Origin of the sequence: Siphonobacter aquaeclarae (assembly GCF_900103285.1) — a bacterium.
Lineage (GTDB): Bacteria > Bacteroidota > Bacteroidia > Cytophagales > Spirosomataceae > Siphonobacter > Siphonobacter aquaeclarae.
The window spans coordinates 26,788-51,306 of record NZ_FNGS01000006.1; the positions used below are offsets into that span (position 1 = coordinate 26,788).

General features: G+C 55.3%; 24 protein-coding genes. 3 read left to right on the forward strand and 21 right to left on the reverse strand.

The annotated features are described in order from the left end of the window. Positions 1–179: 179 nt before the first annotated feature. From BLR09_RS15965 to BLR09_RS16060, 20 genes are all read right to left on the reverse strand, one after another. A complete protein-coding gene (locus tag BLR09_RS15965) occupies positions 180–893 on the reverse strand; it encodes a 2OG-Fe(II) oxygenase (RefSeq protein ID WP_093204359.1) in 714 nt (237 codons plus the stop codon). Then, on the reverse strand, positions 893–1,738 hold the full coding sequence (locus BLR09_RS15970) for a methylated-DNA--[protein]-cysteine S-methyltransferase (RefSeq protein ID WP_093204361.1): 846 nt from the start codon (positions 1,736–1,738) through the stop codon (positions 893–895). The genes BLR09_RS15965 and BLR09_RS15970 overlap by 1 nt, the downstream gene beginning before the upstream one ends. A 318-nt stretch (positions 1,739–2,056) precedes the next feature. After that, entirely contained in the window at positions 2,057–3,163 is a 1,107-nt protein-coding gene (locus tag BLR09_RS15975; RefSeq protein ID WP_093204364.1) for a Gfo/Idh/MocA family oxidoreductase, read from the reverse strand. 95 nt (positions 3,164–3,258) lie between these two features. Then, on the reverse strand, positions 3,259–4,014 hold the full coding sequence (locus BLR09_RS15980) for a hypothetical protein (RefSeq protein WP_093204366.1): 756 nt from the start codon (positions 4,012–4,014) through the stop codon (positions 3,259–3,261). 4 nt (positions 4,015–4,018) lie between these two features. Then, positions 4,019–4,459 (reverse strand): GNAT family N-acetyltransferase, encoded by a 441-nt coding sequence (locus BLR09_RS15985; RefSeq protein ID WP_093204369.1) that lies wholly within the window; start codon positions 4,457–4,459, stop codon positions 4,019–4,021. Positions 4,460–4,464: 5 nt separating this feature from the next. Next, positions 4,465–5,259: a thymidylate synthase gene (locus BLR09_RS15990; RefSeq protein ID WP_093204371.1), complete on the reverse strand. Its 795-nt coding sequence runs from the start codon at positions 5,257–5,259 to the stop codon at positions 4,465–4,467. A gap of 3 nt (positions 5,260–5,262) precedes the next feature. Further along, positions 5,263–5,688 (reverse strand): OsmC family protein, encoded by a 426-nt coding sequence (locus tag BLR09_RS15995; RefSeq protein ID WP_093204375.1) that lies wholly within the window; start codon positions 5,686–5,688, stop codon positions 5,263–5,265. 132 nt (positions 5,689–5,820) lie between these two features. Then, entirely contained in the window at positions 5,821–7,947 is a 2,127-nt protein-coding gene (locus BLR09_RS16000) for a tetratricopeptide repeat protein (RefSeq protein ID WP_093204377.1), read from the reverse strand. Positions 7,948–8,054: 107 nt separating this feature from the next. Further along, complete coding sequence (locus BLR09_RS16005) at positions 8,055–9,485, reverse strand: CCA tRNA nucleotidyltransferase (RefSeq protein ID WP_093204381.1); 1,431 nt, start codon at positions 9,483–9,485, stop codon at positions 8,055–8,057. A 28-nt stretch (positions 9,486–9,513) separates the two neighbouring features. Then, positions 9,514–10,026 carry an L-threonylcarbamoyladenylate synthase gene (locus tag BLR09_RS16010; protein WP_093204384.1) on the reverse strand — a complete coding sequence of 171 codons (513 nt, stop codon included), beginning with the start codon at positions 10,024–10,026 and terminating at the stop codon, positions 9,514–9,516. A 34-nt stretch (positions 10,027–10,060) separates the two neighbouring features. After that, positions 10,061–11,527: a hypothetical protein gene (locus BLR09_RS16015; RefSeq protein WP_093204387.1), complete on the reverse strand. Its 1,467-nt coding sequence runs from the start codon at positions 11,525–11,527 to the stop codon at positions 10,061–10,063. A 250-nt stretch (positions 11,528–11,777) separates the two neighbouring features. Then, positions 11,778–12,170, reverse strand: coding sequence for a diacylglycerol kinase family protein (locus BLR09_RS16020; RefSeq protein ID WP_093204389.1), 393 nt, complete (start codon positions 12,168–12,170; stop codon positions 11,778–11,780). Continuing rightward, positions 12,171–12,809 (reverse strand): DUF1361 domain-containing protein, encoded by a 639-nt coding sequence (locus BLR09_RS16025; protein WP_176785574.1) that lies wholly within the window; start codon positions 12,807–12,809, stop codon positions 12,171–12,173. After that, the gene (locus tag BLR09_RS16030) at positions 12,781–14,187 is read right to left on the reverse strand and encodes a DUF4153 domain-containing protein (protein ID WP_093204393.1); all 1,407 of its coding nucleotides are present in this window, start codon (positions 14,185–14,187) and stop codon (positions 12,781–12,783) included. Before BLR09_RS16030 ends, BLR09_RS16025 begins: the two co-directional genes overlap by 29 nt. 36 nt (positions 14,188–14,223) lie before the next feature. After that, positions 14,224–14,532 (reverse strand): winged helix-turn-helix domain-containing protein, encoded by a 309-nt coding sequence (locus BLR09_RS16035; protein ID WP_093204396.1) that lies wholly within the window; start codon positions 14,530–14,532, stop codon positions 14,224–14,226. An 18-nt stretch (positions 14,533–14,550) separates the two neighbouring features. Further along, positions 14,551–15,168 carry a hypothetical protein gene (locus BLR09_RS16040; protein ID WP_093204397.1) on the reverse strand — a complete coding sequence of 206 codons (618 nt, stop codon included), beginning with the start codon at positions 15,166–15,168 and terminating at the stop codon, positions 14,551–14,553. A 254-nt stretch (positions 15,169–15,422) separates the two neighbouring features. After that, entirely contained in the window at positions 15,423–18,428 is a 3,006-nt protein-coding gene (locus tag BLR09_RS16045) for a glycosyltransferase family 117 protein (protein ID WP_093204400.1), read from the reverse strand. Between the two features lie 167 nt (positions 18,429–18,595). Next, positions 18,596–19,927, reverse strand: coding sequence for an ABC transporter permease (locus BLR09_RS16050; RefSeq protein WP_093204402.1), 1,332 nt, complete (start codon positions 19,925–19,927; stop codon positions 18,596–18,598). A gap of 15 nt (positions 19,928–19,942) precedes the next feature. After that, positions 19,943–20,872: an ABC transporter ATP-binding protein gene (locus BLR09_RS16055; RefSeq protein WP_093204405.1), complete on the reverse strand. Its 930-nt coding sequence runs from the start codon at positions 20,870–20,872 to the stop codon at positions 19,943–19,945. Positions 20,873–21,022: 150 nt separating this feature from the next. Then, positions 21,023–21,481 (reverse strand): hypothetical protein, encoded by a 459-nt coding sequence (locus tag BLR09_RS16060; RefSeq protein WP_093204407.1) that lies wholly within the window; start codon positions 21,479–21,481, stop codon positions 21,023–21,025. Positions 21,482–21,696: 215 nt separating this feature from the next. On the opposite strand from BLR09_RS16060, the gene BLR09_RS16065 reads away from it, so the two are divergent. Continuing rightward, positions 21,697–22,965 (forward strand): dicarboxylate/amino acid:cation symporter, encoded by a 1,269-nt coding sequence (locus tag BLR09_RS16065; protein WP_093204409.1) that lies wholly within the window; start codon positions 21,697–21,699, stop codon positions 22,963–22,965. 163 nt (positions 22,966–23,128) lie between these two features. Here BLR09_RS16065 and BLR09_RS16070 read toward each other — a convergent pair whose 3' ends face one another. Then, on the reverse strand, positions 23,129–23,446 hold the full coding sequence (locus BLR09_RS16070) for a hypothetical protein (protein ID WP_093204411.1): 318 nt from the start codon (positions 23,444–23,446) through the stop codon (positions 23,129–23,131). A gap of 133 nt (positions 23,447–23,579) precedes the next feature. On the opposite strand from BLR09_RS16070, the gene BLR09_RS16075 reads away from it, so the two are divergent. Together BLR09_RS16075 and rsmI are read left to right on the forward strand one after the other, a co-directional pair. Then, positions 23,580–23,810 carry a 4a-hydroxytetrahydrobiopterin dehydratase gene (locus BLR09_RS16075; protein ID WP_093204413.1) on the forward strand — a complete coding sequence of 77 codons (231 nt, stop codon included), beginning with the start codon at positions 23,580–23,582 and terminating at the stop codon, positions 23,808–23,810. Positions 23,811–23,823: 13 nt separating this feature from the next. Then, positions 23,824–24,498, forward strand: coding sequence for a 16S rRNA (cytidine(1402)-2'-O)-methyltransferase (gene rsmI / locus BLR09_RS16080; RefSeq protein ID WP_093204416.1), 675 nt, complete (start codon positions 23,824–23,826; stop codon positions 24,496–24,498). Positions 24,499–24,519 lie beyond the last annotated feature (21 nt).

Below are 24,519 nucleotides of genomic sequence, written 5' to 3' on the forward strand. Positions count from 1 at the left end.
TTTTTCCATTTTACCGGATTGCAGGCAGCCTTTTATCAAATATTCAAAGATACTTTTCAATATACTCCTGCGCCGGGTGGTTTCGACAGAGCTCAACCACCCCGGTCGCGACGGCTGCACTGGGTAACCCAACTGTAAACAGAAAACTGTAAACAAAAAACCGCAAACCGAAAACTGCCTCAACTTTCCGCATCATGAAAAATCACCCCCAACGCATACCGTTCACCGCTGCGTACTTCGCTGACGCCGTGTTTCATCGTGACGCGGTAGTAGCCGTTGCTGCCCTTTTCGGGCTTGAAGTTGGTGGTGAATATGAGCAGATCGCCTTTGCCGGGTTGCAATACCGTCGCCTTGGACTGCGCGCGCGGTACCTGCTGAGTTAAGACAAACTCTCCTCCGGTAAAATCTTCGCCGGTCTGACTGAGTAAAAAGACCATCTGAAGCGGAAAGTATACTTCCCCGTACAAATCCTGGTGCAGGGTATTGAACCCGCCTTTGGTATATCGGAGAATCAGCGGGGTAGCTTTTTCCTGCCGGTTATCCCGGCATTCACGCAGCAGATCAGCGTGGACAGCCGGTACCTGCCGGTTGATTTTCAACGCCTCGAACCAGGTATTGGCAACCGGTGCAAGATGTTGATAGACAGCCGATCTCGCCGTTTGAATCAGGTCGGGCAGGGGATACGTAAAGTACTTGTATTCCCCTGCTCCGAAGCGGTAGCGTTCCATCACCACCGTCTTCCGGTACAAACCCGTGACGGCATAGGCGGCCTTGAGCGTTTCGCATTCTCCGTCTGACAAAATACCCGGAATCAGAGCGTATCCATGCCTGTGCAGGCTCTCCCGGGCGCCGTCCCAGTCGGCGCGCCGGATTCGTTCCAGTAAAGGACTCATTACCCCTCCTGACTGATTTGAGCCCCTTCCCAGCCGATGATGGCCGTTTTACGGGTCGGTCCCCACATATAGCCGCCGAATTTGCCGGTCGACTGGATTACCCGGTGACACGGAATCAGAAACGCGACCGGATTACTGCCGATAGCCGTTCCGACGGCACGGGAAGCCTTCGGTCGACCGATCCGCTGCGCAATGTCTCCGTAGGTCGACAACCCGCCCATCGGAATTTTTAAGAGGCTTTCCCACACTTTCAGCTGAAAATCAGTACCCTTCAGGTGCAGCTTGATTTCGGGAAGGCGGCTCCAGTCGTGCTGGAAAATGAACAGGGCATTTTGTTGCAGCAGGTCCAGTTTCTGCTGGAAGGCGGCATTGGGGAACAATTCCCGAAGATGGATAAGAGCCTGTGTTTCATCGTCTTCGAAAGCCATATGACAGACGCCTTTGTCAGTGGAGGCGACAATCAGACTTCCGAACGGACTTTCCGCAAAGCTGTAGCGGATGGATAAGTTCCGCCCACCGTTTTTGTACTCGGCCGGCGTCATGCCTTCGATCTTCACGAAAAGATCGTGGAGGCGGCTGGTACTCGAAAGTCCCGTTTCAAAAGCCGCTTCCGACAGGGTAGCCCGACCCCGGAGCACGCTTTTGGCATGGTCCAGGCTGATATATTGAAGAAATTTCTTGGGGCTGGTCCCGGCCCACTCCGTAAACATACGCTGAAAGTGGGCCGGGCTCAGGTGTACATTCCCGGCGACTTCCTCCAGATCCGGTTGTTCCCGGAAATGCTCCTGGATGTAGTCAATTGCCCGGGCGATACGCTGGTAATCGAGAGATGCTTGTGTTTCCATGACTTTTTCTGTTTGGGTACGACAAAGGTGGGGGAGTTGTCGTTCCTAAAAAATCCGGAATATGCGGAGTTGGGGAATCTGTTTTCGGTTTGCAGTTTTTGGTTTTCAGTTGGGGACGGGGATGGACCAATGGGCGTCGCAAAGGCTAAGCGCTCTCCCCGGTGGTTGAGCTACGTCGAAACCTCCGGCAGCCACCCATTTTTATTCCCAGCGTATTCGCCACGCTGGTTTCGACGTAGCTCAACCACCGGCTATGGCAGCCGGCCCGCCTTGCCCCCAACTGAAAACCAAAAACTGAAAACCGAAAACAGCCCCGCCTCACAACCTGATCTCCACCTTCTTCCCACTCCTCGCTGCCTCGTAAATCGCATCGATGATTTTGAGGTCTTTGACACCTTCTTCTCCGTCAACGGGAACGGGCGCCTCTTTGCCCTGCAGGATGATACCCGCCATGCTATCCATTTGAAGGGTCTGGTGGGTAACAACCGGCTGATTCAGCTCTCCTTTGTGCGTACGCCCGCGGATAGGCCCGTAGCCCGTGGAGGGATTGAGCTCGGCAAAGCCTTTTTCACCGACGAGGTAAAAGCGGTCGAGGTAGTTGAATGCGTACGTCGACAGGCACGAGGCCGTTACCCCGCTCGGAAAGCCCAACTGGAAGGTAATGGTTTCGTCTACGCCTTCCTTGAATTTCACCGGGTCGGTCTTTGTTTCCTGTGCCGTGACCCAAATGGGATCTTCGCCGACCATGTACCGGGAGCCGTTAATGGAATACACGCCGATGTCCATCATCGATCCGCCGCCGGCCAGCTTCTTATTCAGTCGCCATTGGGTAGGATCCCCGATCTTGAAGCCGGATAATCCCTGGAAAAACTGGATCTTCCCGAATTCCCCCGCTTTCCGCATCCGGATGATCTCGACAGTATGCGGCTCGAAGTGCATGCGGTAGCCTACGAGCAGTTTTACGCCGGCTTTTTTACAGGCATCTACCATCTCCTGACCTTCTTTGGCATTGACCGCCATGGGTTTTTCGCAAATGGCATGTTTACCCGCTTTGGCTGTGCGGATGACGTGCTCGCGGTGCAGGCCGTTGGGCGTGATCACGTATACGGCGTCGATATCCGGGTTATCCTTGATTTTGTCGAAGTTCTCGTAGCTGTAGCAGTTTTTGTCGGGAATACCATACTTGGTTTTCCAGGCTTCGATTTTAGCAGGCGTACCGCTGACGACGCCCACCAGTTTCGCCATTTTACAGGCCTGCATAGCCTCCGCGACACGGGTACCATAGCCGCCCAGGCCCATAATGGCCACGCGGAGGACGGGTCCGTCGTACGGCGCAGCACCGGCTTGTTCGCTTAAATAGGGAAGAAGCGGAAGCCCCGCGGCTGACGCGCCGAGCTTCTGCAGAAAATCTCTGCGGGTTTGCATGGTTTTCGTGGTTTGAGGTTGTCCGGAAGAAGACCGGTTACCAAAAATGCGGATTTTTCCCGAAAGCTTCTACGTAAAATAACCTGCCAGTGGGTTCAGCGAAGTACTTTGAGCGTCAGGAGGTTGACGAGGGAAGAAGCGGTCAGCGCAGCCGCATACGCCGCCCAGATTGGTACGACGGGCAACAATAGCCCCGTCGCATACAGAAATACCGCGAATCCGAAGCCCGAACTTGCCATGCCGCGCAGGATCCGGGCCGTTTGTTCCGGTCCCTGCTGAATATGGGTAAAAACCGCCAGCGAGGCCGTCATGATCGGAAACGGCGTCAGTAGCCCGCTCCAGACAGGCCCCGTCCAGGAAGCAATCTGCGTAATCGACGCGACGAAAAGCGTGGCGACCGCCATCCGCAACGGGATATCAAACCGGGGTGGAGGAGGAATATGCGCCGGTACCGCCGGCCGGGGAAACTGCCAGTATACCAGCGCCATAACAGCGAGTAACAGCACAAACGCCAGGTGGATATTTCCCGGAAAATACTGCCCCGCCCATAACCCGGCGATGACTACGCTGTAGCCGAGCATAAGGAGCGGAAACCAGCTCATCTTTCCGGCCAGCCGCGCATATAACCACGCGAAAAAGTAGGTTACCGAAGACCCGACAAGAGACCCCGTCGCCGACCGGGCCGCAAATGCCGGTCCCTGCTCCAGTGCCAGAAATATCGAAATAGGCCCTGCAATCCACGGAAAACCACCTAACCAGCCACCGATGACATTACCCCAGCGCCGGGCGGCAAGCGTCACGCCGCCAATCAGCGAAGGCATCAGAATGAGCTTGATGAGGAGGGTAGACATGCGGTCAGAGCGGTTTTTCGAGCCAGATGCGGTGCTGGTCGACCGTCGCCGCCGGCTCAAACCCGATGATTTGAAAGCCGTTTTTCAGCGCGAACCGGAGCATGGCCACATGCGTATTGCGGGTTTTGAACCGAAGTGACTCATACCCTTTGTCCCGGCACCAGTCTTCCATAAACTGCAAAAGTAACCCCGCCGCACCTGCCTGCCGGTGCGATTGCGCCACGCCGCCCATCCAGGAGTAAAAACTGCCGTCGGCCGACCGCTCATACCCGAGTTTGAACCCAACCGGCCGGTCGTTGTCGTACGCGATGAGTACCAGCGACCGCATCGATTCCCGGAACTGCTCTTCGTAGCGTTCCTTCGAATACGGCTGTACCAGTTCGGGTATGGCGGAGTAGAGGGCAATTACCTCGTCGAGGCTGCCCTCCCGGACGGTCAGAGGCATGGGTATCAGACGGCGACCGGCGCCTTGATAGCCGGCCAGGGATCGTAGTTTTCGAGTTGAAAGTCTTCGTACCGGAACGCAAAAAGATCTGTCACGTCCGGATTGAGTTTCATGACGGGAAGCGCCCGCGGCTCACGCGATAGCTGCAGTTCCGCCTGCTCGAGGTGATTGAGGTACAGGTGGGTATCCCCGCCGGTCCAGATAAAATCACCGAGGCCGAGACCGGTCACCTGCGCGATCATCATCGTCAGCAACGCATAGCTGGCAATGTTGAACGGCACACCCAGGAAGACATCTGCACTGCGCTGATACAGCTGGCAGGAGAGTTTATTGTCCGCCACATAAAACTGAAACAGGGCATGGCAGGGCTGCAATGCCATCTGGCCGAGATCGGCCGGATTCCAGGCGGAAACGAGGATGCGGCGGGAGTCAGGAGACTTCCTCAGCAACTCCACTACCTGCGTGATCTGGTCGATGACCTGCCCGTCCGGACCTTCCCAGCTGCGCCATTGCTTGCCGTATACCGGGCCGAGATCGCCGTTTTCGTCGGCCCATTCGTCCCAGATACGGACGTTGTGTTCTTTCAGGTAGCCGATATTCGTATCGCCCTGCAAAAACCACAGCAATTCGTGGATGACCGACTTGAGGTGTACTTTCTTCGTCGTCACCAGCGGAAATCCCTCTGCAAGGTCAAACCGCATCTGATGTCCGAAAACCGAAAGCGTACCGGTGCCTGTGCGATCCGTTTTGCGCGCGCCGTCGGCCAGAATATGGCGGAGAAGATCCTGATATTGTTTCATGCCTTAGGAAGGTTCAACGGTCACGGTATGGGTAATTTCAGCAGAAGGAGACAACTGGGCGGTAGCCGAGCAGTACTTCTCCATCGATAGCTGAATGGCGCGCTGGGCTTTTTCAAGCGGGACATTGCCCTTGATCTGAAAATGCACGTTGATTTTCCGGAACGGGCTCATCTCTGTGCCTTCAATCTTCACCCGCTCGCCGGATACGCTCACGCGGAAATCGTCTACCTGAAGCCGCTGCTTTTTGAGGACGAGAATCACGTCAATGGCGGTGCAGCCGCCGAGACCCATCAATAACAACTCCATCGGGCGGGAGCCGGCGTTATGGCCGCCAACCGCTTCGGCAGCATCAATCGACACGGGGATGGAGGAAGAACCCTGCGCCTGGAAATGAAACGCGTCATCAACGCGGACTAATTCTACTTTCATGTATCAATCGGATTAGCCGGGACGCCGGATCGCCGGACAAACTCACATACAAAATTAGGATTCTGTTCGAGCTTAACCCTGTGAGGCGGGCACGAATTTCAAGGGTAACGGCATTCCGGCGCGAAAGGTTTACTAACCCGTCGGGCACTCGGTACTGCCCCTTCTGGGCGACGGGCGCCTGGCCTTCAGCGGCTTGCCTTTCGGGCCGGTGTATACCCGCGGCTCGGATTTGACGGGTTCCGGCGCGGGTGGCTCCGGAATCGCCTGGTAGTCAGGATACAACATCCATTCCTGGGGCTTTCCGGTATCGGCTGAGAGCGGGAAACGGGGATTGCCTGGAAACGGGTATGGATTATACTGGTAATCAAAGAGATAAATGGTAATGTATCCGTCTTTGCTGTACTTCCGGGAAATAGCGTTCGGGGAAACATAATTCTCCGCCCGCAGGTACGATGCCCGCAATTGGAGTGAATCCGGAAACAGCTGGCGGTACATCCGGGCCCGGTTGAAGAGGAAGGAGCTATTGACGGAATCGAGCCGTATCGCCGTCGTAATGTAATAGTGCGCGTACTGAGGCTGCTTGTGGGCGGCATACAGGGCGCCGAGGTTGTTGATGGACGTCTTGCTCAGGTACGCCTCGTAATTACTGATCGCTTTTTCCTTTTCGTTGATGAGGCGGTAGACGTTCCCGATGTTATTCCGGAAATACCCCGTGGAGGTATCGAGCCGGGCCGCCCGCTGAAAGTCTGCCAGGGATTTGGCATAGTAGTTCCGGGCGTCGTTTTCCTTTTTATCGAATTCGGATTGAAGGCCTTTGTACGACTGCGCCACACCCCGGTTATTGAAGATCATGGCCACCTTCGGATACTTCATAATAAGGCTATCGTACCGGACGAGGGCCTCGCCGATGCGGTCGCCCTCCAGGTCGGTGATCGCCAGACCATTGTGTGCGTTGAGCTCCAGGGGATTAAGACGGATGGCGCGCCGGAAATCGTCCGCCGCATCGTCAAACTGTTGGATATTAAGCTGGAAATTACCCCGGTTGGTCAGCAATCCCGGATTATTAGGTTGAAACTTCAGCGCTTCGTTGACATTGCGGTGTGCGCTGGCAAAGTCGCCCGTACCCCGGTATGCTTCGCTGAGACCAGCGTATACGGCCGTTTCCCGGGGTTTGGTTTTCATCGCGTTTTCGAATTCGGGAATAGCCCGGGCATATTTTTTCAGATTCAGCAACGTGAATCCGCGGCATAGGTAAAAGTCGGCAAAGTCCGGATTGGACGGGTTAATGAGATGCCCGGATGCTTCAAAGTCCTTCCAGGCTTCGGCATACCGCCCGAGCCGATACAGCGCCATGGCCCGGCCAAGGCGCGCCGGGGCGTAGGCCGTGTCATAGCTTACCGCCCGCTGGTACTGGATCAGGGCGCGGGCATCGAGTTGCTGGGCGAGCAGTACGTTTCCGATTCCGGCGGCGGCTTCTGCCGACCCCGGTTTGATCCGCTGTACCCGCTGGTAGGATTCGAGTGCCTGACCGTAGTTTCCCTGGCGGTAGTAGGTCTGCGCCAGCCCGAGGTGAGCGAGGTAACCTTCCCGACCGCCTTTTTCCAGGTATTCCTGAAAGCGGGCTATGGCTTCTTCTTCCTGGCGAAGCGCGAGGTGCGTTTCACCGAGACAAAGCAATACCCGGATGTCAGCGCTATCATTTCTTGCCTGCTCAAACTGCCGGAGGGCTTCGTCCCAGCGGTTCTGCGCCGCGTATAACTGGCCCAGCGCCACCCGCGGCCGGGAGTCTCCCGCGGCATTGGCTCCCTGCTGAAGGTAGTTTTCGATATGGGGATAGGCGTCGGGCAGCCTGGCCGAACGCCAGAGCGCCAGCGCCTGGTTGTAGAAAAGGGCTGTATTGTTGGCGCCATCCACCGGCGTCGTCCGGAAGTAATTAAGGGCTTCGTTATACCGACCGCGCTGGGCTTCGGCCAGTCCGCGTTGCAACCCCGCATTGGGAAAGGGCAGCGACCCCTGCAGCCAGCGGGCAGCCTGATCATAGTGACGCTGGGCCAGTTCCGCCTGCCCCAGGTTATAGCGGAGGGTATCTTTCGGTTGAACCCGGACGGCGCCACCGAGCAGCTGACCGGCCCGGTCATACCGCCCTTTGCGGGCCAGCTCCACGGCCATGTTATTCACTTTCCGCAGCGAATCCGTTCGGTTGGATTGTGCCCAAACCGTCCCCGTCCAACAGCAAAACAGGAGCAAACGCAGTATCATTCGGAGAGTGGATTGGCTGCGGCCGGCGTACGGCCGAGTCAAGCGAATAGTCTTCCGGGAACAGAAAAGCCGGTTGTAAAATTAACGGAATATCCAGACATCCGGAGTTATCCGGCCGTCGGGCGGGCCAGCTCCTTCACTGGCCGGAATCCCAGCGCGGCTCCGGCTTCCAGCAAAAACGGGTAGGCGTCTTCCCAGGTATTGGGCAGCGTACCTTCGAGAATGGCTTCCCGGACAGTATTCTTGAGTTGCCCGACTTCCTTCGAAGGCCCCATTCCAAATACTTCCATGATCATTTCTCCCGTGATCACCGGCTGAAAATTCCGCAGCTGATCCCGTTCTTCGACCTCCTTCATCAAAATCTCCACCTTATCAAAATTGGCAAGGTACCGGCGGACGCGGTTGCCGTCTTTCGAGGTAATATCGGCTCGGCAGAGCTTCATGAGGTCGTCGAGGTCTTCTCCGGCCTCCACCATGAGGCGGCGGAGAGCCGAGTCGGTAATGCCTTCCTTCGCGAGGACGATCGGGCGGAGGTGCAGGCGAACGAGCTTCCGGACTTTCCGCATTTCTTCTCCGAGCGGCAGCCGGAATTTCCGGAAAATGCCCGGAACCATGCGGGCGCCGAGGTCTTCATGTCCGTGGAAGGTCCAGCCGATTTTCGGATGAAAACGCTTGGTCGCCGGTTTGGCAATGTCGTGCAGTACCGCCGCCCAGCGCGTCCAGAGGTCGTCCGTCATCCGGCAGACATTGTCCAGCACCTGCAGCGTATGGTAAAAGTTATCCTTGTGGCCTTTGCCGTCGATTTGCTCGACGCCTTTCAGTTCCACAAATTCCGGGAAAATCAGTTTGAGCAGGCCGGCCAGTTCGAGGAGCTTGAAGCCATACGAGGGGACAGGCGTCCGGAGGATCTTGTTCAGCTCGTCGGTGATGCGTTCCTGGGAGATGATCTCAATGCGCGGGGCGGTCCGGACCAGCCCGTCGAACGTATCCGGGTCGATGTCAAAATTCAGCTGCGTGGCAAACCGGATGGCCCGCATCATGCGCAGGGGATCGTCGGAAAAGGTAATGTCGGGATTGAGGGGCGTCCGGATGATGCGTCGGCGGAGATCGCCGACGCCGTCGAACGGGTCAACCAATCTACCGAAATCAACTTTATTGAGTGATAATGCCAATGCATTGATCGTAAAATCGCGACGGTTCTGGTCGTCTTCCAGCGTACCGTCTTCCACGACCGGCTTCCGGGAGTCGGACCGGTAGGATTCTTTCCGGGCGCCGACGAATTCGACTTCATACCCGGCAAATTTCACCTGGGCAGTGCCAAAATTCTTGAAAACGGCGAGCGTCGCTTCTGCGCCCGCCAGCCGGGCTACGTGTTCGGCCAGGGCAATGCCGCTACCCACGCACACAATATCTATGTCTTTGGAAGGACGTTTCAGAAACAAATCCCGCACATAGCCACCGACGACATACGCCGGTACGCCAAGCTCGCCGGCCGCACGCGATACGAGCTGAAAAACGGGATGGGAAGGTTCAATCATGGCTGGGAATGGCTATTCCGGGAAAAAATTACTTCCGGATAAATTCAAACTCTCCGCCGGAGCCGAGCCGGACAATCCGGGAAAGCTTGCCGGCCTTCCAGGAGGGGGGAGCTGGAAACAGATGGGCGTCGACCTCCGCAGCGGGAGCAACCGTCGAAAGCACCGGCCCGCCGAAGGCGCGGAGAAGCTCGAGGCAGGGACCGTCCTTGACTACCCGGATGGCGATGCTGCCGTCGGGACCGGATACGTTGCCGGCAACATTTTTGCCCTGAGAAAAAACTACTGTCAGCGGATCTTCGGCGTAATCAATCAGATCGTAGGCTAATTCGGGCAGGCGGACGACGTACCGGTCGAGCACCGAACTGTCCCACAAAAGAACAATCAGGCCCTGTTCTGCCGGTATCCCCGCCGCTTCCCGCAGCTTCGCTACGGTTTCCGGACGGGTGGCATCTCCGCCGAGGCTCCACACCGTATCACTGGGAAAACGGACCAGCTGACCGTTGCGAAGGGCCTGAACGGCCGCACGTATTTCTGCATTCATCCCGCAAAAATACGACGGATTTCCCGAAAACCGGTTAGTTCACCGCCGGCGAGGGTTCGAGCTTGTACACAAAGAAGGCATCCCGGGGGGAAGGGCCGGCGTCTATTTTCCGGAATCCCCAGGTCAGAAAATTGGCGTCATACCAGGCGGAAAGAGAGGCAGGAGCGTCGCTGTTGAGGTTTTTCCGTACCGCTTCCGGCAACCGCTCCGATTCTTCACCGGCGCCGAGCGTCTCTCCGCCGCGGATGCGCTGTGTGCGGATTTTTGTTTCGTACGGATAGGCGAGCAGCAGGGTATTTCCCTGCCGGCTGAGCTGTATCTGCTGGGTGAGCTCGCCGCTGGTCAGGTCATCGAGGGAGACGCAATTGTCCCACAGCAGGTTTCCTGCCCGGTCCAGTCCGCAGACGATGGCATGCGTATACCGGAAAGAGTCCTGCGGGCGGTTCCGGCCGGAAAAGACGGTCGATGCCGTTTTGTATTGCGGGTAATATGCCTCGGCCAGCAGCAAGTATCCGTTTCCGTCCGGAATGACGTCGTGTACCTGTAGGAGGTAGCTGAGTTTGGGGTCTTTGCCTTTCTTCCGGCTTTCGGCGATGCGGGTGCGCATGCGCTCCTGCCGGCCGGGTTTCAGGTAATTGAAAAAATTCGGAAGATCCGAAAAGGGAATATACCGGATATCCCGGCGGCCATGCTCGCCGAGCCGGGCCAGGTACAGGCCCTGCGAATATTCCGAACAATGAAGGGAGTAGTTTCCGACCAGCAAAGATTCTCCGTTGGAAAGCGGGATGACCTTGCCTGTGATCAGGCTCTTGTCTGAGTCGTCGGAGAGGTCTTCCTTGCGAACCAGCTTTCCGTCGTAATCATACACATGCAATAATAGCCGGCAGCGGCCTTTGCGGGTGGAATGAGCGAAGACGTGTACCTGGTTACGCTGCTCGTTGACTTCCAATCCGTTTAAAGCGAGATGATAATCAAACAGATCCGGTAATGCTTTGGAGCTTTTATCGAAGAAACTAAAGGCGACGACTACCGGCCGGTCGTTATACTTTCCGGCAAGAAAGGCCTTGTTGCCGAGTACCTTAAACTGGGATACCTCGTCGATAGCCAGTACTTCGCCTTCAATGAGCTCGGTGTCGCCTGTTTCGAGGTGTACTTTCCAGATCTGGATTTTGTCGGACGAAGGGTCGCCGCAGAGCCAGTACAGGTGATCTCCGGTATGATAGGAAAGCAGCCCTTCAAACGGGTATTTCAACCGGAATTCGCTTTCCCATTTGCGGGCGAGTGTTGAATCGTAGCGGGTAAACTGATAGAGATGGGAGACGTTCCGGAACGGATCGTTGACCGTACGGGTAATGAGCAGGCCATCGGCACCGAGAGACAAAACATCGAAGTCTTCCGTCTTTTTTTCGTCGCACAGTATCTCCAGATGCCGCGTCGGAAGCATCTGCGCCCATGCCGTACCGGACAGCAGCCAAAGCCAGAACAGAAGCAAGCGTTTCATAGCGGAGGTTTTGAGGCCGGGCGACGGGCCCTGTACCGCAAGCGTTAAGTTACCGAAGGAACCTGTTCGAAGCCAAAGAAGAGGCGGACTTTTTTTGGGGGAGGGGGTTGGTTGGGGGGGTAGTAAGCGATAAGCTGTAGGCTTTAAGCTATAGGCAGAGGAAGCCGAGCACAGTCGGTTTCCGGACAACGGGCCGTATCCCTGCCTACAGCTTAAAGCCTACAGCTTATCGCTCAAAGCCTGCCAACCTTTACAGCTTAAATCCCTCCTCCAGCCATTCCTCCCACGGCAGGTATGCCTGAAAAACCATGATTCCGATTACCAGCGCGAAAATAGCGGCAACAAGGACCGCGCCGGCGGCGAGGTCCTTGATTTCACCGGCGATCTTCCGGTATTCGGGAGATACCATGTCCACCATCTTTTCAATGGCCGTATTGATGGCTTCTGTTACCCAGACGAGGGTGATAGCCAGAAGGAGATTGAACCAGTCCCGGAAGTCGATCTGCAGGAAGATACCGAGCAGAATGACGAGTACGGTGGATACCAGGTGGATCCGGGCATTGTTTTCCGAATAAACCATGACCTTCAGCCCGTGCAGGGCATAGCGGACGCTTCGGAAAAACTTAGGTACGTTGATCGGCATTCAGGACTCTTCTTTTGGCATCAAACTTAGCAGCAGCAGGTAACAAAACCCAATCAGGAGGGAAAATTCAACAGTCATGAGGAGGGCCTGCCGGGCGGTCAGCGCCGACAGGATTTCCCGGATCAGGTGCATGGGGCGCGTCAGCGGATGCCAGCTGTTGAGCCGCTGTACCCGCCCGAGGTAGATTCCGAACCCCGCCAGCGGCAGCGTAGCGAGCATGATCCGGTCGCCCCACACCGGCAGCAACTGCCGGAGGGAGCGGCGCATCCAGTGAAAGGACGCCAGCCCGCAGGCAAGGCAGACGAGCGCATAGCTGAATATCATCACCGCATCGTGCCAGACAGGTATCCGGGAGGTATTCTGAATGTGGACCAGGTCGGTGATGACATAGGGCGCATTCGGGAAGAAGAGCAGCCAGAGCAGGCCGATGGCCGTCAGGCTGACCGTCGCCTCCGGCCGCTCCCGGGCCTGTTTTTCAAACCAGAGTGAAAGGCCCAGTGGAATCCACGCCAGAAACAGGTTCCAGTTGATGAAGACGTACCAGCCTTCGCGGGAAAGTCCGTAGCGGACGACGAGCAGGAAGACAGACAGGGCCGAGAGCGCGGCCAGACTAGCGATTAACCGAAAACGACGTGTCATGTGAAACGGGGTTGGATAAAGTTGAAAGCGATTGACGGGTTTTCCAGTCGGTATAATTCCAGGATTGCCATTTCTCCTTCTGCGCATTGGTCATGAATTCCCGGGTCATGGTATTGACCTTTTCTCGCTGATCTTTGTCGAGATGGCCATATTCCAGGAGACCGGGCAGGGAGGCAGACCCCAGCGAGAGCAGGTAATTGACGTCCTGCGTACGGGCGTAGCGAAGGTTGTAGTAGGTAATAAGCCCATTCCAGGGAATAGCAGCTGCTGCCAGAAAGAGGGCATAGGCTGCCCAGGTATTGATCCGGACCAGGTACCAGTTGGAGCGGAATTCCTTGACTTTCAACGCCGTGGTTACCAGGCCGAAAGCACACAGCAACAGCCATACATACACGCCGATCCGTTTGAACGTCAGCCCGTAGTTGATGACATACAGGGCATTTTCACAGGCGGTGAAGAGCAGCAGCAGGGCGTTGAGGCCTACCCAGGTATACGTCAGCTTTTTCAGGAGGGAATTGCCCTTGTAAAAGTTCAGGTTTCCCCGGAAGAAAAAGAGTACAACGGCCATCGCCAGCAAAATACTGAAGATGAGAACGATGACGCCGTCGTGTACCCGGTGAGACAGATCGGCAGCCGTTGCAGCGCCGGTACCCGATGCGAGGGTAAGCGTACTGACGGCGAGAAACAGCGCCAGCAGCACATTCAGGCAGGTCATCAGGATAACGCCCTGGCGGTATTCGAGGTGCAGGGATGATTCGTCGGTTTGCTCCTGTTCGGGCGTGAGGACGTCCGGCTGCTGCAGATCCAGCTTTGTCAGGATATTCAGCGAGGAAGGGAAAAAGAACGCAGACAGCCACACGAGTCCGAAACAGAGGCAGAAAACATACCCTTCGTCCCAGGAAAAGCGGAGAATGGAAAAATCCGGGTTGGCCCAGGCATACAGGCTATAAAACAGGAGCGTGACGACCAGCGGGAGTACCACCAGCCGGAGAACGTGGTGACGCTGCCCGTTGCCGGAAGCGGCACGCATAATCGCTTTCCCGAACGACGTAAAAAAAGCGCTGAACCCTCCGTTGAACGCTGCCACTACCGGCGACAGCCGCGAGCCGGGCAGGTACCCCGCCAGCATCACGACCGAGCCGAGAAACAGCAGCATCAGGATGGGGTTCGGATGGATGCCCATTCCCGCGCCGGCAAACAGAAAGCCTGCGCCGGCGGCAATAGCTCCTGGATTCCGGAAAACGACCGGATTGGCCGCTACGAGGAGCATCAGAACAGCGGCGGCGAAGAGCCCGAAATTCACGCCCGGATTGTAGTCGTACAGGAGAAAGTTCTGGGCAAAGGCCGCAATCAGCAGGAAAACAAAGGATTTTAGCATAGTACTTTGTTTTTCAAAGTTAATGGAGAAAAAAAATTACGATTTGACAGATACGTTTTTAAGCAGGGTTTCGAGGGCGTTGATGTGGTCGTGAAAGGCCTGTCTGCCCGCGTCGGTAGCCTGGTAGGAGGTATTCGGTTTTCGTCCGATAAACCCCTTACGGACCGCGACATACCCGGATTTTTCGAGCGCCATCAGGTGGCTGGCCAGGTTGCCGTCAGTTTGCTGCAGGGTATCCTTAAAGGTATTGAATTCCACCCAGTCCTGTACCATCAGGACCGACATGATTCCGAGCCTGACCCGGTTTTCAAAGGCTTTATTTATGTTATCGATCAGGTTTTTCATACCACTGGCCCGCGGCCCTTACGCTCCGTATTTCCGGTACATCACTATTCCATATACAATGTGAAGAACCCCGAAACCAAACCCCCAAAATAACAGGCTGACGCCTGAATTGGCAAACCAGCCGCAGCCGATACCGACGATGATTTCACACAAACCGAGGTAACGCACATCTGCGTGGGTGTATTTGCTGGCGTTGATCAGCGCTAATCCGTAGAATACCAGCGTCGCGGAAGGAATCAGCCCCGGCGCATGCAGCAGCAGCAGGTAGCAGAAAATACCGCCGGTTACGAGAGGAATAAACAGGTTGATGAGCAGTCGCTCCGTTGTCCGGTCCCATACTTTCCAACCCTGCTTCCGGGCCCGGCGGGTGGTGAAGTAGATTCCGCCGGCGAGCGATAACAACAAAACACCGCCAAAATCAATCAGGAAGAAACGGTAGAATCCCAGCGGCCAGCTGCCGATCGGCAACGAAAGAAACGTGAAATTTCCCTGCAGGAATTTCCAGGCAGCGACTGCCCCGAGCAGCGCAACCGTCCCGGCAAAAATACCCGACAGCCCGCTGAGGGACAGAAACCGGGAGGATCGTTCCATTAATTGCCGGATCTCGGACAGGTCACGCAGAGGATCTTGTGTCATCGATTGAAGTACTTTGTGTTGCAAAGTAAATGCGATGAGGGAAAATAAAACAAGCGGATGGGGAAGATTTTTTTTAAACAGACGAACAGGAGCCCGCCCGATCAAAGTCACCCCTCATTTTTCTGTGTATTCTGTGCTTTCTGTGAGAAACTGATTTTTAATTTTTCTCACAGAAAGCACAGAACACACAGAAGTAAAAAAGACAGGGCTGTTTCCCGTGAGAGAAACAGCCCTGTCTTTGCTGAAAAGAGCGACTACTCGGCGCCTGAGCCATCGTCGAGGCGGTTGCCCAGACGTTGGTAGTGCTTGTTGAAGATCGCTTCGTATTTCGAGGCTTCCGCGGTGAGCTTGGCGTCCTGCAGCTGCTGAACAACGAGGTTCATTTCATACAGGTTCACGCGGATATCCTGGCTGTCGCCATTGGTTTCGATGTAGTAGTTCAGGTTTTCGTCGCACCGGTTCATGATGGTTTGGGCCATCTGGAGCGCGCGGGCTTTTTCGCCGACTGAAATCAGGGGGCCGATGAAGCTCACTGAAATCTGATCGTAGGGAATCGCCTTATCCGGAATGACGTCGAGGCAGCGGTTGAGAACAGCCTTCGCCTTGTCCAGCTTGCCTTCCTGAATGAGTTGCGTAGCGAGACGGTAGAACGCGATCCGCGCGGATACCACGGGAGCGCCGCGGTAGGTTTCGTCGTAATACACCTTCGGGTTGTTCATTTCGCGCCAGGCCATTTTGTTCATCATCTTGTCGAACATGACATCGGAATTCACGAAGCCGTCACGGGCGCCGGAAATCTTGAACGGCATGAGGCGATAGGCATATCCTTCCAGCTGGAGGAACTCTTTCAGGCCCAGGTAGCTCTGGGAGCCGAGGGTCGAAGCGAAGTAAATCGGCCGCTCGAAGTTGCTGTGCGCGATGATATCCAACTGGATCAATTCCGGCTTGGTGATGTCGTTCTGGCCAAACGTCCAGGTCAGGCGATCCGTCAGCAGGGGTTCAAACTGGTTCGATACAAAGCCACCCTTCTTAATCCGCTCGGGGTCAAGCTTGAGGGAAAAGACCGAAGACGGCAGCACGTTGAGTTGCCCCATCGTCGTCTGTACCTGAATAGCCGGGTTGTTTTGCTTGACGAGCTGGATATAATCCTGAAGATCAATGCCTTCCTTTACATTCGGGTTTTCGGAGAAGGGAATCTGGTCGTTGATGCCGGTCCGGAAGTTGTCCATTTCGAGGGAAATAGGCAGCGGCGCTGATTCATAAGTCTTCCGCTTCATTTGCTCAATGTACCAGTCGGTTCCGAGGAGCGAGAGGTTACAGACGCGTACGTCGGTCCGGAAGCCTTCCACTTCCTGCACATACCAGAGGGGGAAGGTATCGTTGTCCCCGCCGGTAAACAGAATGGCGTTCGGCGCGCAGGAGCTCAGCATATTCTTCGCGAAATCGACAGAATGCCAGCGGTTGGAGCGGTCGTGGTTGTCCCAGCTCTTGGCGCCCATCATCACCGGAATACCGATGGACAGAAGCGTTGCAAGGGAACCGGTAGCCACGGCCTTGTTTTTCAATACGCGACCCAGCAATTCCTGTAGTCCAAGCACGCCCAGACCGCACCAGAGGGCGAAGAAATAGAAGGAACCTACGTAGATATAATCCCGTTCGCGGGGCTCTGTCGGCGGTGAGTTGAGGAATACCACCAGCGCGAGGCCCGTCATAATGAAGCTGATAGCCACCACCAGCCAGTCTTTTTCCCGACGGAAAAACTGAAGCATGAAGCCGATCAGACCGAGAATGAGCGGCAGGAAATAGAAGTTATCATGCGCCTTGTTATTCTTGATGCTCTCCGGCAGGGGAGCCGATTTGCCGGGGCGTGGCGCCCAATCGGCCCATTCGTAGTCACTCTCCCGTCCTGCAAAGTTCCACATGAAGTACCGGGCATACATAAAGCCCATTTGGTACGAGAACATGAAACTCATGTTCTGGCCGAATGTGGGCTTGAGGTAACGGGACTGATCCGACGGATCACGCGCCAGACCTACCAGCGACGCATAGCGATCGGGGTGGCCGGGCTGTTGCGAGTACATACGCGGCAGGAAGCTTTGCTGGTCTTTTTCGAAGACATAGTCCGGCTTGTAATCGTAGATTTTGTACTTGCCGCCGTCGATTTTGTACATCGGATCACCTTTTTTGACGTCGACCACGCGTGATGTAAACAGCGGTCCGTACGTCAGCGAACGGCTTCCGTATTGCTCCCGCTTCAGGTAGCTGAGGTAGTTGATCGCGTCAGACGGGTTGTTTTCGTTGATCGGCGGGTTGAAGTTCGACCGTACCAGCGCCTGCGTATAGGAAATGTATCCGATCAGCACGAAGGTCAGCGAAAGCAGCGCAGTGCTCAGAATGACCTTCTGCTTTTTCTGCGCGTACCAGACGCCGTAGCTTACCACCGCGAAGAAGACAATCACAAAGAAAAGAACGCCGGAATTCAGCGGCAGGCCGAAGCTGTTTACAAACAGTTTCTCGAAGAAGAACGCCATACTGGGCAGCCCCGGAATAATACCGGAATTGATGATCACGAGAATCACCAGGCCGATAAAAAGGGCTACGCCGCCACCGATGAGGGACGGCTTTTCACTTTTCTTGAAGTAGTAGATAAGGGCCAGCGCAGGCAGCGTTACCAGGTTCAGCAAGTGAATACCAATGGAAAGCCCCGTCAGGTAGGCGATGAAAATGATCCAGCGGTTGGCCGCAGCTTCGTCTTCGATCAGTTCCCAGCGGAACGCCGCCCAGAAAACCAGCGCCGTGAAGAAGGAAGACATGGCGTATACCTCGGCTTCCACCGCCGAAAACCAGAAGGTGTCGCTGAAGGTGTAGATCAGGGAACCGACGATCCCGGATCCGAAAATACCGATGAGTTCTCCGGTAGAAAGCTCTGAAACCGCTTTGTTAACGATTTTCCGTCCCAGCATGGTCAGCGTCCAGAACATGAAGAGGATCGTCATACCGCTGGCCAGTACCGACATCATGTTGACCCAGAAAGCGACCCGGGTGACGTCGCTGCCGGCCAGCAGCGAAAACATACGGCCGAGGAGGAGGAAGATGGGCGCCCCGGGGGGGTGGGGGACCTGAAGTTTAAATGAACAGGCGATGAACTCGCCGCAATCCCAGAAACTGGCGGTTTGTTCGACTGTCGAGGCGTAGGTAAAAAAAGCAATCGCAAAGACACTCCAACCCAGTAGGTTATTGATCCGCTGGTAATTTTTCATGTAGTCGGTTTATGCTGATAAAATTCTTGGGTTCCGGATACAGTCGTAAGAATCGGCCAAAAATAGCAAAAAGCCTCCGACCCATCGGACCGGAGGCGTTAAAACTTGTTAACCCTATTCGGATATTCCCGGTTTTTATGTAAACAATCCGGGTACCTTCCCGCTCGTCAGGGCTTGTAGAAAACCCACTTGGAGAGTTCTTTGAGCGTAACCTTCTTGCCGTACATCAGAATACCTACCCGGTAAATACGTGCGGCCAGCCAGGTCGTAAACAGGAAGCCGAGGACGAGTACGGCCATCGACAGCAGGATTTCCCACCAGGGTACGCCGAACGGAAGGCGGGCCATCATGTTGACCGGAGAGGTAAACGGAATGACGGACGCCCAGAATGCCACTTTGCTATCGGGTTCACTGATCACAAAAGACATCATCATGATGCTCAGAATCAGCGGAATGGTAATGGGAAACATCAGCTGCTGCGCCTCCTGCGGACTTTCCACCGCCGAACCTACCGCCGCAAACAGCGAGCTGTAGAAGAGGTATCCGCCGAGGTAATAAAACAGAAAAAGCGTCAGCAGCTTTACCCAGGGAAGGCTCTGAACGGAGTCCATGATACCCATGACCTTCGCGCCGGGGCCGGATTCGCTCATTTGCTTGACGGCGGCGTCTACCTGCTGCCGGCTCGCCTTGCTCGACAGCTCGGTGCGGGCTTTGGCTTCGAGTTTTGCTTTGAACACAGACGAGGTAACTGTGGAGATCGATACGGTCAGGACTATCCAGAGCACAAACTGAGTCAGTCCGACCAATCCGACGCCGATGATTTTACCCAGCATCAGCTCAATCGGGCGAACCGACGAAACAATTACCTCGATGATGCGGTTGGTTTTTTCCTCGATTACGCCGTTCATGACCTGGGAACCGGAAATGAAGACGATCATGTACAGCAACAGCGCTACAGCATACCCGATGCCCATCGCGACGCCGGAGTTACTGGATTTCTCGGCGCCGTCGCCCAGGCTGAACGTCTCCGCGTTAACGTTGACGCGGTTGTCTTCGATGATCTGCACGTCAATCCCGGCCCGTTTCAGCCGCTGATTCCGTACCTCGGCCTGCACGATTTCCTCAATGTCTCCCTGCAAACCCAGGCTGACGGATTTTTCGGAGAAGATTTCGAGCCCGTTCGGCCGGTCTACGATGGTTGACGGAATATGCACCAACGCCGATACCCCATTGGTTTTCAGGTCGGTTTTGGCTTTGGCAAGGGGATCCTTGATGAAACGGAACTGGTAGTCTTTTCCGCTTTTGAATTTGCTGGAGAAGAGGCCGGTTTCGTCAATGATTTCGACTGTCTTGGTATCGCTGCCGGCGAAATACAGCAGTGCCGGAACGGCGTAGATCGCCGTGATCAGCAGGGGGGTAATGATCGTCGTGATCCAGAACGACCGCTTCCTGACGCGGGTCATGTATTCCCGCTGGATGATGAGGAAAATTTTATTCATACGTCTGAAAAGCGGTTAAGGAAGCAGGGCTTCGGTGGCAGATTCTCCGACGACGCGGATAAAGATATCGTTGAACGAAGGCACATTTTCCGAGAAATACCGGATTTCGGCCTGGCTGTTGAGCAGGTTGATCAGCTCGGGCAGCGACCCGCCTTCCCCGATCCGGATCCGGACGCGGGATACGCCGGGTTCGGGGCGGTCGACCGGAATCTCTTCATACACAGCTGGTAACGAGACTTCGCCCCGGTACATGACTGTGTACGTATTGTCCATGAATTGCCGCTTGATGGCGCGTTTTTCACCCCGGAGGACAACCTTCGAACGGTTGATGAGCGCGATTTCGTCACAGAGCTCTTCGACCGACTCCATGCGGTGGGTCGAAAAAATGATCGTTGCGCCTTTTTGCTTGAGCTCAAGGATTTCGTCCTTCAGCAGATTGGCGTTGATCGGGTCGAAGCCGGAAAAAGGCTCGTCAAGAATAATCAGACTGGGTTCGTGGACGATCGTCGCGATAAACTGACACTTCTGCGCCATACCTTTCGACAGGTCTTCCACTTTTTTATCCCACCAATCGCGGATATCCAGTTTGATGAACCATTGTTTCAGTCGCTCGGTGGCATCCCGCTGCGACAGGCCCTTGAGCCGGGCGAGGTAAATGAGCTGATCGCCCACTTTCATCTTTTTGTAGAGGCCGCGCTCTTCCGGCAGGTACCCGATATGGGCAATGTGCCGGGGCTGGAGTGGCTCGCCATTGAGGAGTACTTCGCCTTCATCCGGAGCTGTAATCTGATTGATGATCCGGATAAGCGAGGTTTTACCGGCGCCATTCGGTCCCAGCAATCCAAAAATACTGCCGTGCGGAATGGTCAGGGAAACGCGGTCGAGAGCGGTGTGGGTAGCGTACCGTTTGACCACATCACGGGCTTCAAGCAGGAAATCGGCCAATGCTGTGCGAGGTTGATGAATGTTCAAAACTAATCGGAAACCGGGAATGCCGGCTATTTTCTGCACCAGCGATAGAAATTCCGGATAAATGGCCCGAAATAACTACGCCCGACGGCACATACCATCGGGCGTAGTCGAATAAAGAAGTACTCAATTGTAGCGTTCCCGTACCTGAAAGAGAATCCAGAATTCTACACCGGCTACGATGATGGCGAAAAAGATACCTACAATCGAATATGGAAGGGAAAACAAGCCGGATACGACAGCGAAAGCGATGTTGATCAGTACCGCGTAATAGAGGAGGTTCCAACCCCTGCGCTGATTGGCACGCAGTGGCGAAAACGCCATCAGGTTCAGAATCGTCGTGACTGCACTGGCAAAAAGGGAAAGCACGCCGGATACAAGCCCGATACCAGAAGCGACAAAGATGCTCGCGGTAGCCGTCAGGCCGAGCGCAACGAGGATGGCCCATAGTCCGATCACTCCGCCGATCAGGGCGAGCCAGGGCAGGATCTGGACGATCAGGTCTTTCGCATTCGGGGGAAAGGCCGGAAGTGATTTCAGGAAAAAGCCTTCCATGGCCTCTTCGAGAGGGAGTTTTGGCTCCATAAACAGAATAGATTTTAGTGGTTGAAACAGGTTTTTGTCAGACATATCAATTCTACGGGAAAGCCGCCTACTTTCAAAGAAGAAGATGAAAATACTCCCTGATCACAGCCTTCTGGTCGAAAGATACCTGACTCCTGATTCTGGTACTGCCGATTCTCCGACGTATCTTTAACCCCCGACGGCCGTAACTACTTCATCGTTACTATCCCTTTTCTATGAAACTTACCATTACCTGGCGAATCTTTATCGGCCTGATTCTCGGCGTTATTGTCGGCTACGTTGTCCACACCGCCTATGACAGCCCGGCCGATCAGGAAACGCTCAACACGTGGAGCAAGAACCTTCAGCTGCTCAGCAAGGTCTTTCTCCGCATGATTAAAATGATCATCGGCCCGCTGGTATTTTCCATGCTGGTGGTCGGGATTGCCAAGCTGGGAGATTTCAAGCTTGTTGGCCGTATCGGCGGAAAAACCCTCGGTTACTTTCTTTTTGCGACGATTCTCTCTCTTTTGACGGGACTGGCCGCCGTCAATATCCTCAAGCCGGGCAAAGTCATGCAGTTACCGCTGCCTGCCAACGGTACCGACACGGGCATTGAGGCCAAGAAATTTTCCCTCGAATCCTTCCTTTACCATATTTTCCCGCAGAGTATCATCGAGTCGATGGCGGCCAACGAAATCCTGCAGATTGTCGTGTTTGCCATTTTCTTCGGAATTGCCACCGCCGCGATCGGCGATACCGGAAAAGTCGTGGTGAAAGCCCTGGACGCCGTATCGCACGTGATGTTCAAGATCGTTTCGTATGTGATGGGCTTTGCGCCGTACGGGGTTTTCGGGGCGATTGCCGCGGTGGTAGCGACGCAGGGACTCGGTATTTTTGTGGGGTATGCGTACCTGATTTTCAGTTTCTTTTTGGGACTGGCGTTCTTTGTTTTCGTCGTCCTTTGGGTGATCTGCCTCGTCAATAAGATTCCGTACTTCAAACTGCTGTCACTCATCAAGGACCCTACGCTGCTGACTTTCAGTACGGCCAGCTCCGAAGCGTCCATGCCGCAGACCATTGAAGCGCTGAAGAAATTCGGTTGCTCGGAGAAGATCATCAGCTTCGTACTCCCGCTGGGGTATTCCTTCAACCTCGACGGCTCGATGATGTACATGACCTTTGCCACAGCATTTATCGCCCAGGCCTACGGAAAGGATCTTTCTGCCGTGCAGCAAATCACGATGCTGGCGACGCTGATGCTGTCGAGCAAAGGCATTGCGGGCGTGCCGCGCGCGTCGCTCGTTATCATCGCCGGTACCATGACCATGTTTGACCTGCCGATCGAAGGTCTGGCGCTGCTGCTCGGCATCGACCAGATACTGGACATGGGCCGCTCCGCTACCTCTGTAGTGGGTAACGCCGTCGCCACCGCCGTCATCTCGAAATGGGAGGGCGAGCTTGACCTGAATAAGGTTCATTCGGATGAAGAGATAGCGGCGTGACGAGGGAGGTTGGCAATAGGCTTTAAGCTATAGGCAGTAAGCCATAGCGCGGACCCAGGCATGTATAAAAGCAGAAGGCGATAGGTGGAACGCGAGCGTTTCGTATCTATCGCCTTCTGCTTATTGCTTAAAGCCTATAGCTTAAAGCCTATTGCTAACCTCGCTACTGCGCCGCCGCCCCCTTCCGCATATCCAGTTTCTGAATCAGGTCGGCCGAGAGGGCTTCGGAGTAGGTTCCGTAGGCCATCATCAGGACGCCCTTGTGCCCGCCTTTGGACTCGATGGCATATACCACCGACATATCGGACGGGTTGGATTCCCCTTCAAACCGGTAGGCTTCTACTACTTCAAAGTCTTCCGGATGGAGGATAAGGCCAAGCGTAGCCAGGCTGAGCGCGCCGTTCTCGACGCTGAAGTTTTCGTTGTATCCCCGGGCGGCCAGATCGGCGAGTGCCTCGGTTTCCGTCATGTATTCGTCCATGGCTGTCGGTTTTTTAAGTGATCGGATGTGAAGAGAAAGGGCTCTTTCCGAAAGTGATGGGTAAAAAATCAGGCCACCTCCTTTCCATTGGGAGCCGGACCGAGTAAGTTTGCTTCTGTAAAACAGCACGACCATGTGGGAAGAAAAAGACAATAAACTGGTGCGGGAGTTCCAATTCCGGGACTTTTCAGAAGCTTTTGCCTTCATGACACGGGTAGCGCTCCTGGCCGAAAAAGCAGACCACCATCCGGAATGGTCCAATGTCTGGAACAAGGTCCGGATCGCCCTGTCGACCCACGACGCCGGCAACATCGTGACACACAAAGACCGTCGCCTTGCCGCCGCCATCGATAAGCTGCTCTGAAACGCCTGAATGCATGAAATTATACCTTGTACCTACGCCCATCGGTAACCTGGACGACATAACCCTGCGTGCCGTCAAAGTACTGCAATCGGTCGACGCCATCCTGGCCGAAGACACCCGTACCTCCGGCAATCTCCTCAAACACCTGGGTATTCAGAAACCGCTGATGGCGCATCACGCGCACAATGAGCACGCTTCTGTAGCCGGGGTAGTGAAAATGCTGCAATCCGGGAAAACACTGGCTTTGGTGTCGGATGCCGGTACCCCTGGTATCTCCGATCCGGGTTTTCTGCTGGTGCGGGAATGCCTCAAAAACGGACTGGAAGTGGAATGCCTGCCGGGGGCGACGGCCTTTGTCCCGGCGCTGGTTAATTCCGGGCTGCCGACCGACCGTTTTACCTTCGAAGGGTTTCTTCCCCAGAAAAAAGGCCGGCAAACCCGCCTCAAAGCATTGGCAGGAGAGGAGCGTACCATGATTTTCTATGAATCGCCCCACCGCGTAGTCAAGATGCTGGAGCAGCTTATCGAGGTACTCGGTCCGGACCGGCAGGTATCGGTCTCCCGCGAGCTGACCAAGCTGTTTGAAGAAACCCTACGCGGCACGCTTCAGGAAGTGGTTACCCATATGATAGCCCATGCAGATAAAGTCAAGGGAGAATTTGTCGTGATCGTGGCCGGTTCGGAATAGGGAAACTTCTACCTTTGACGT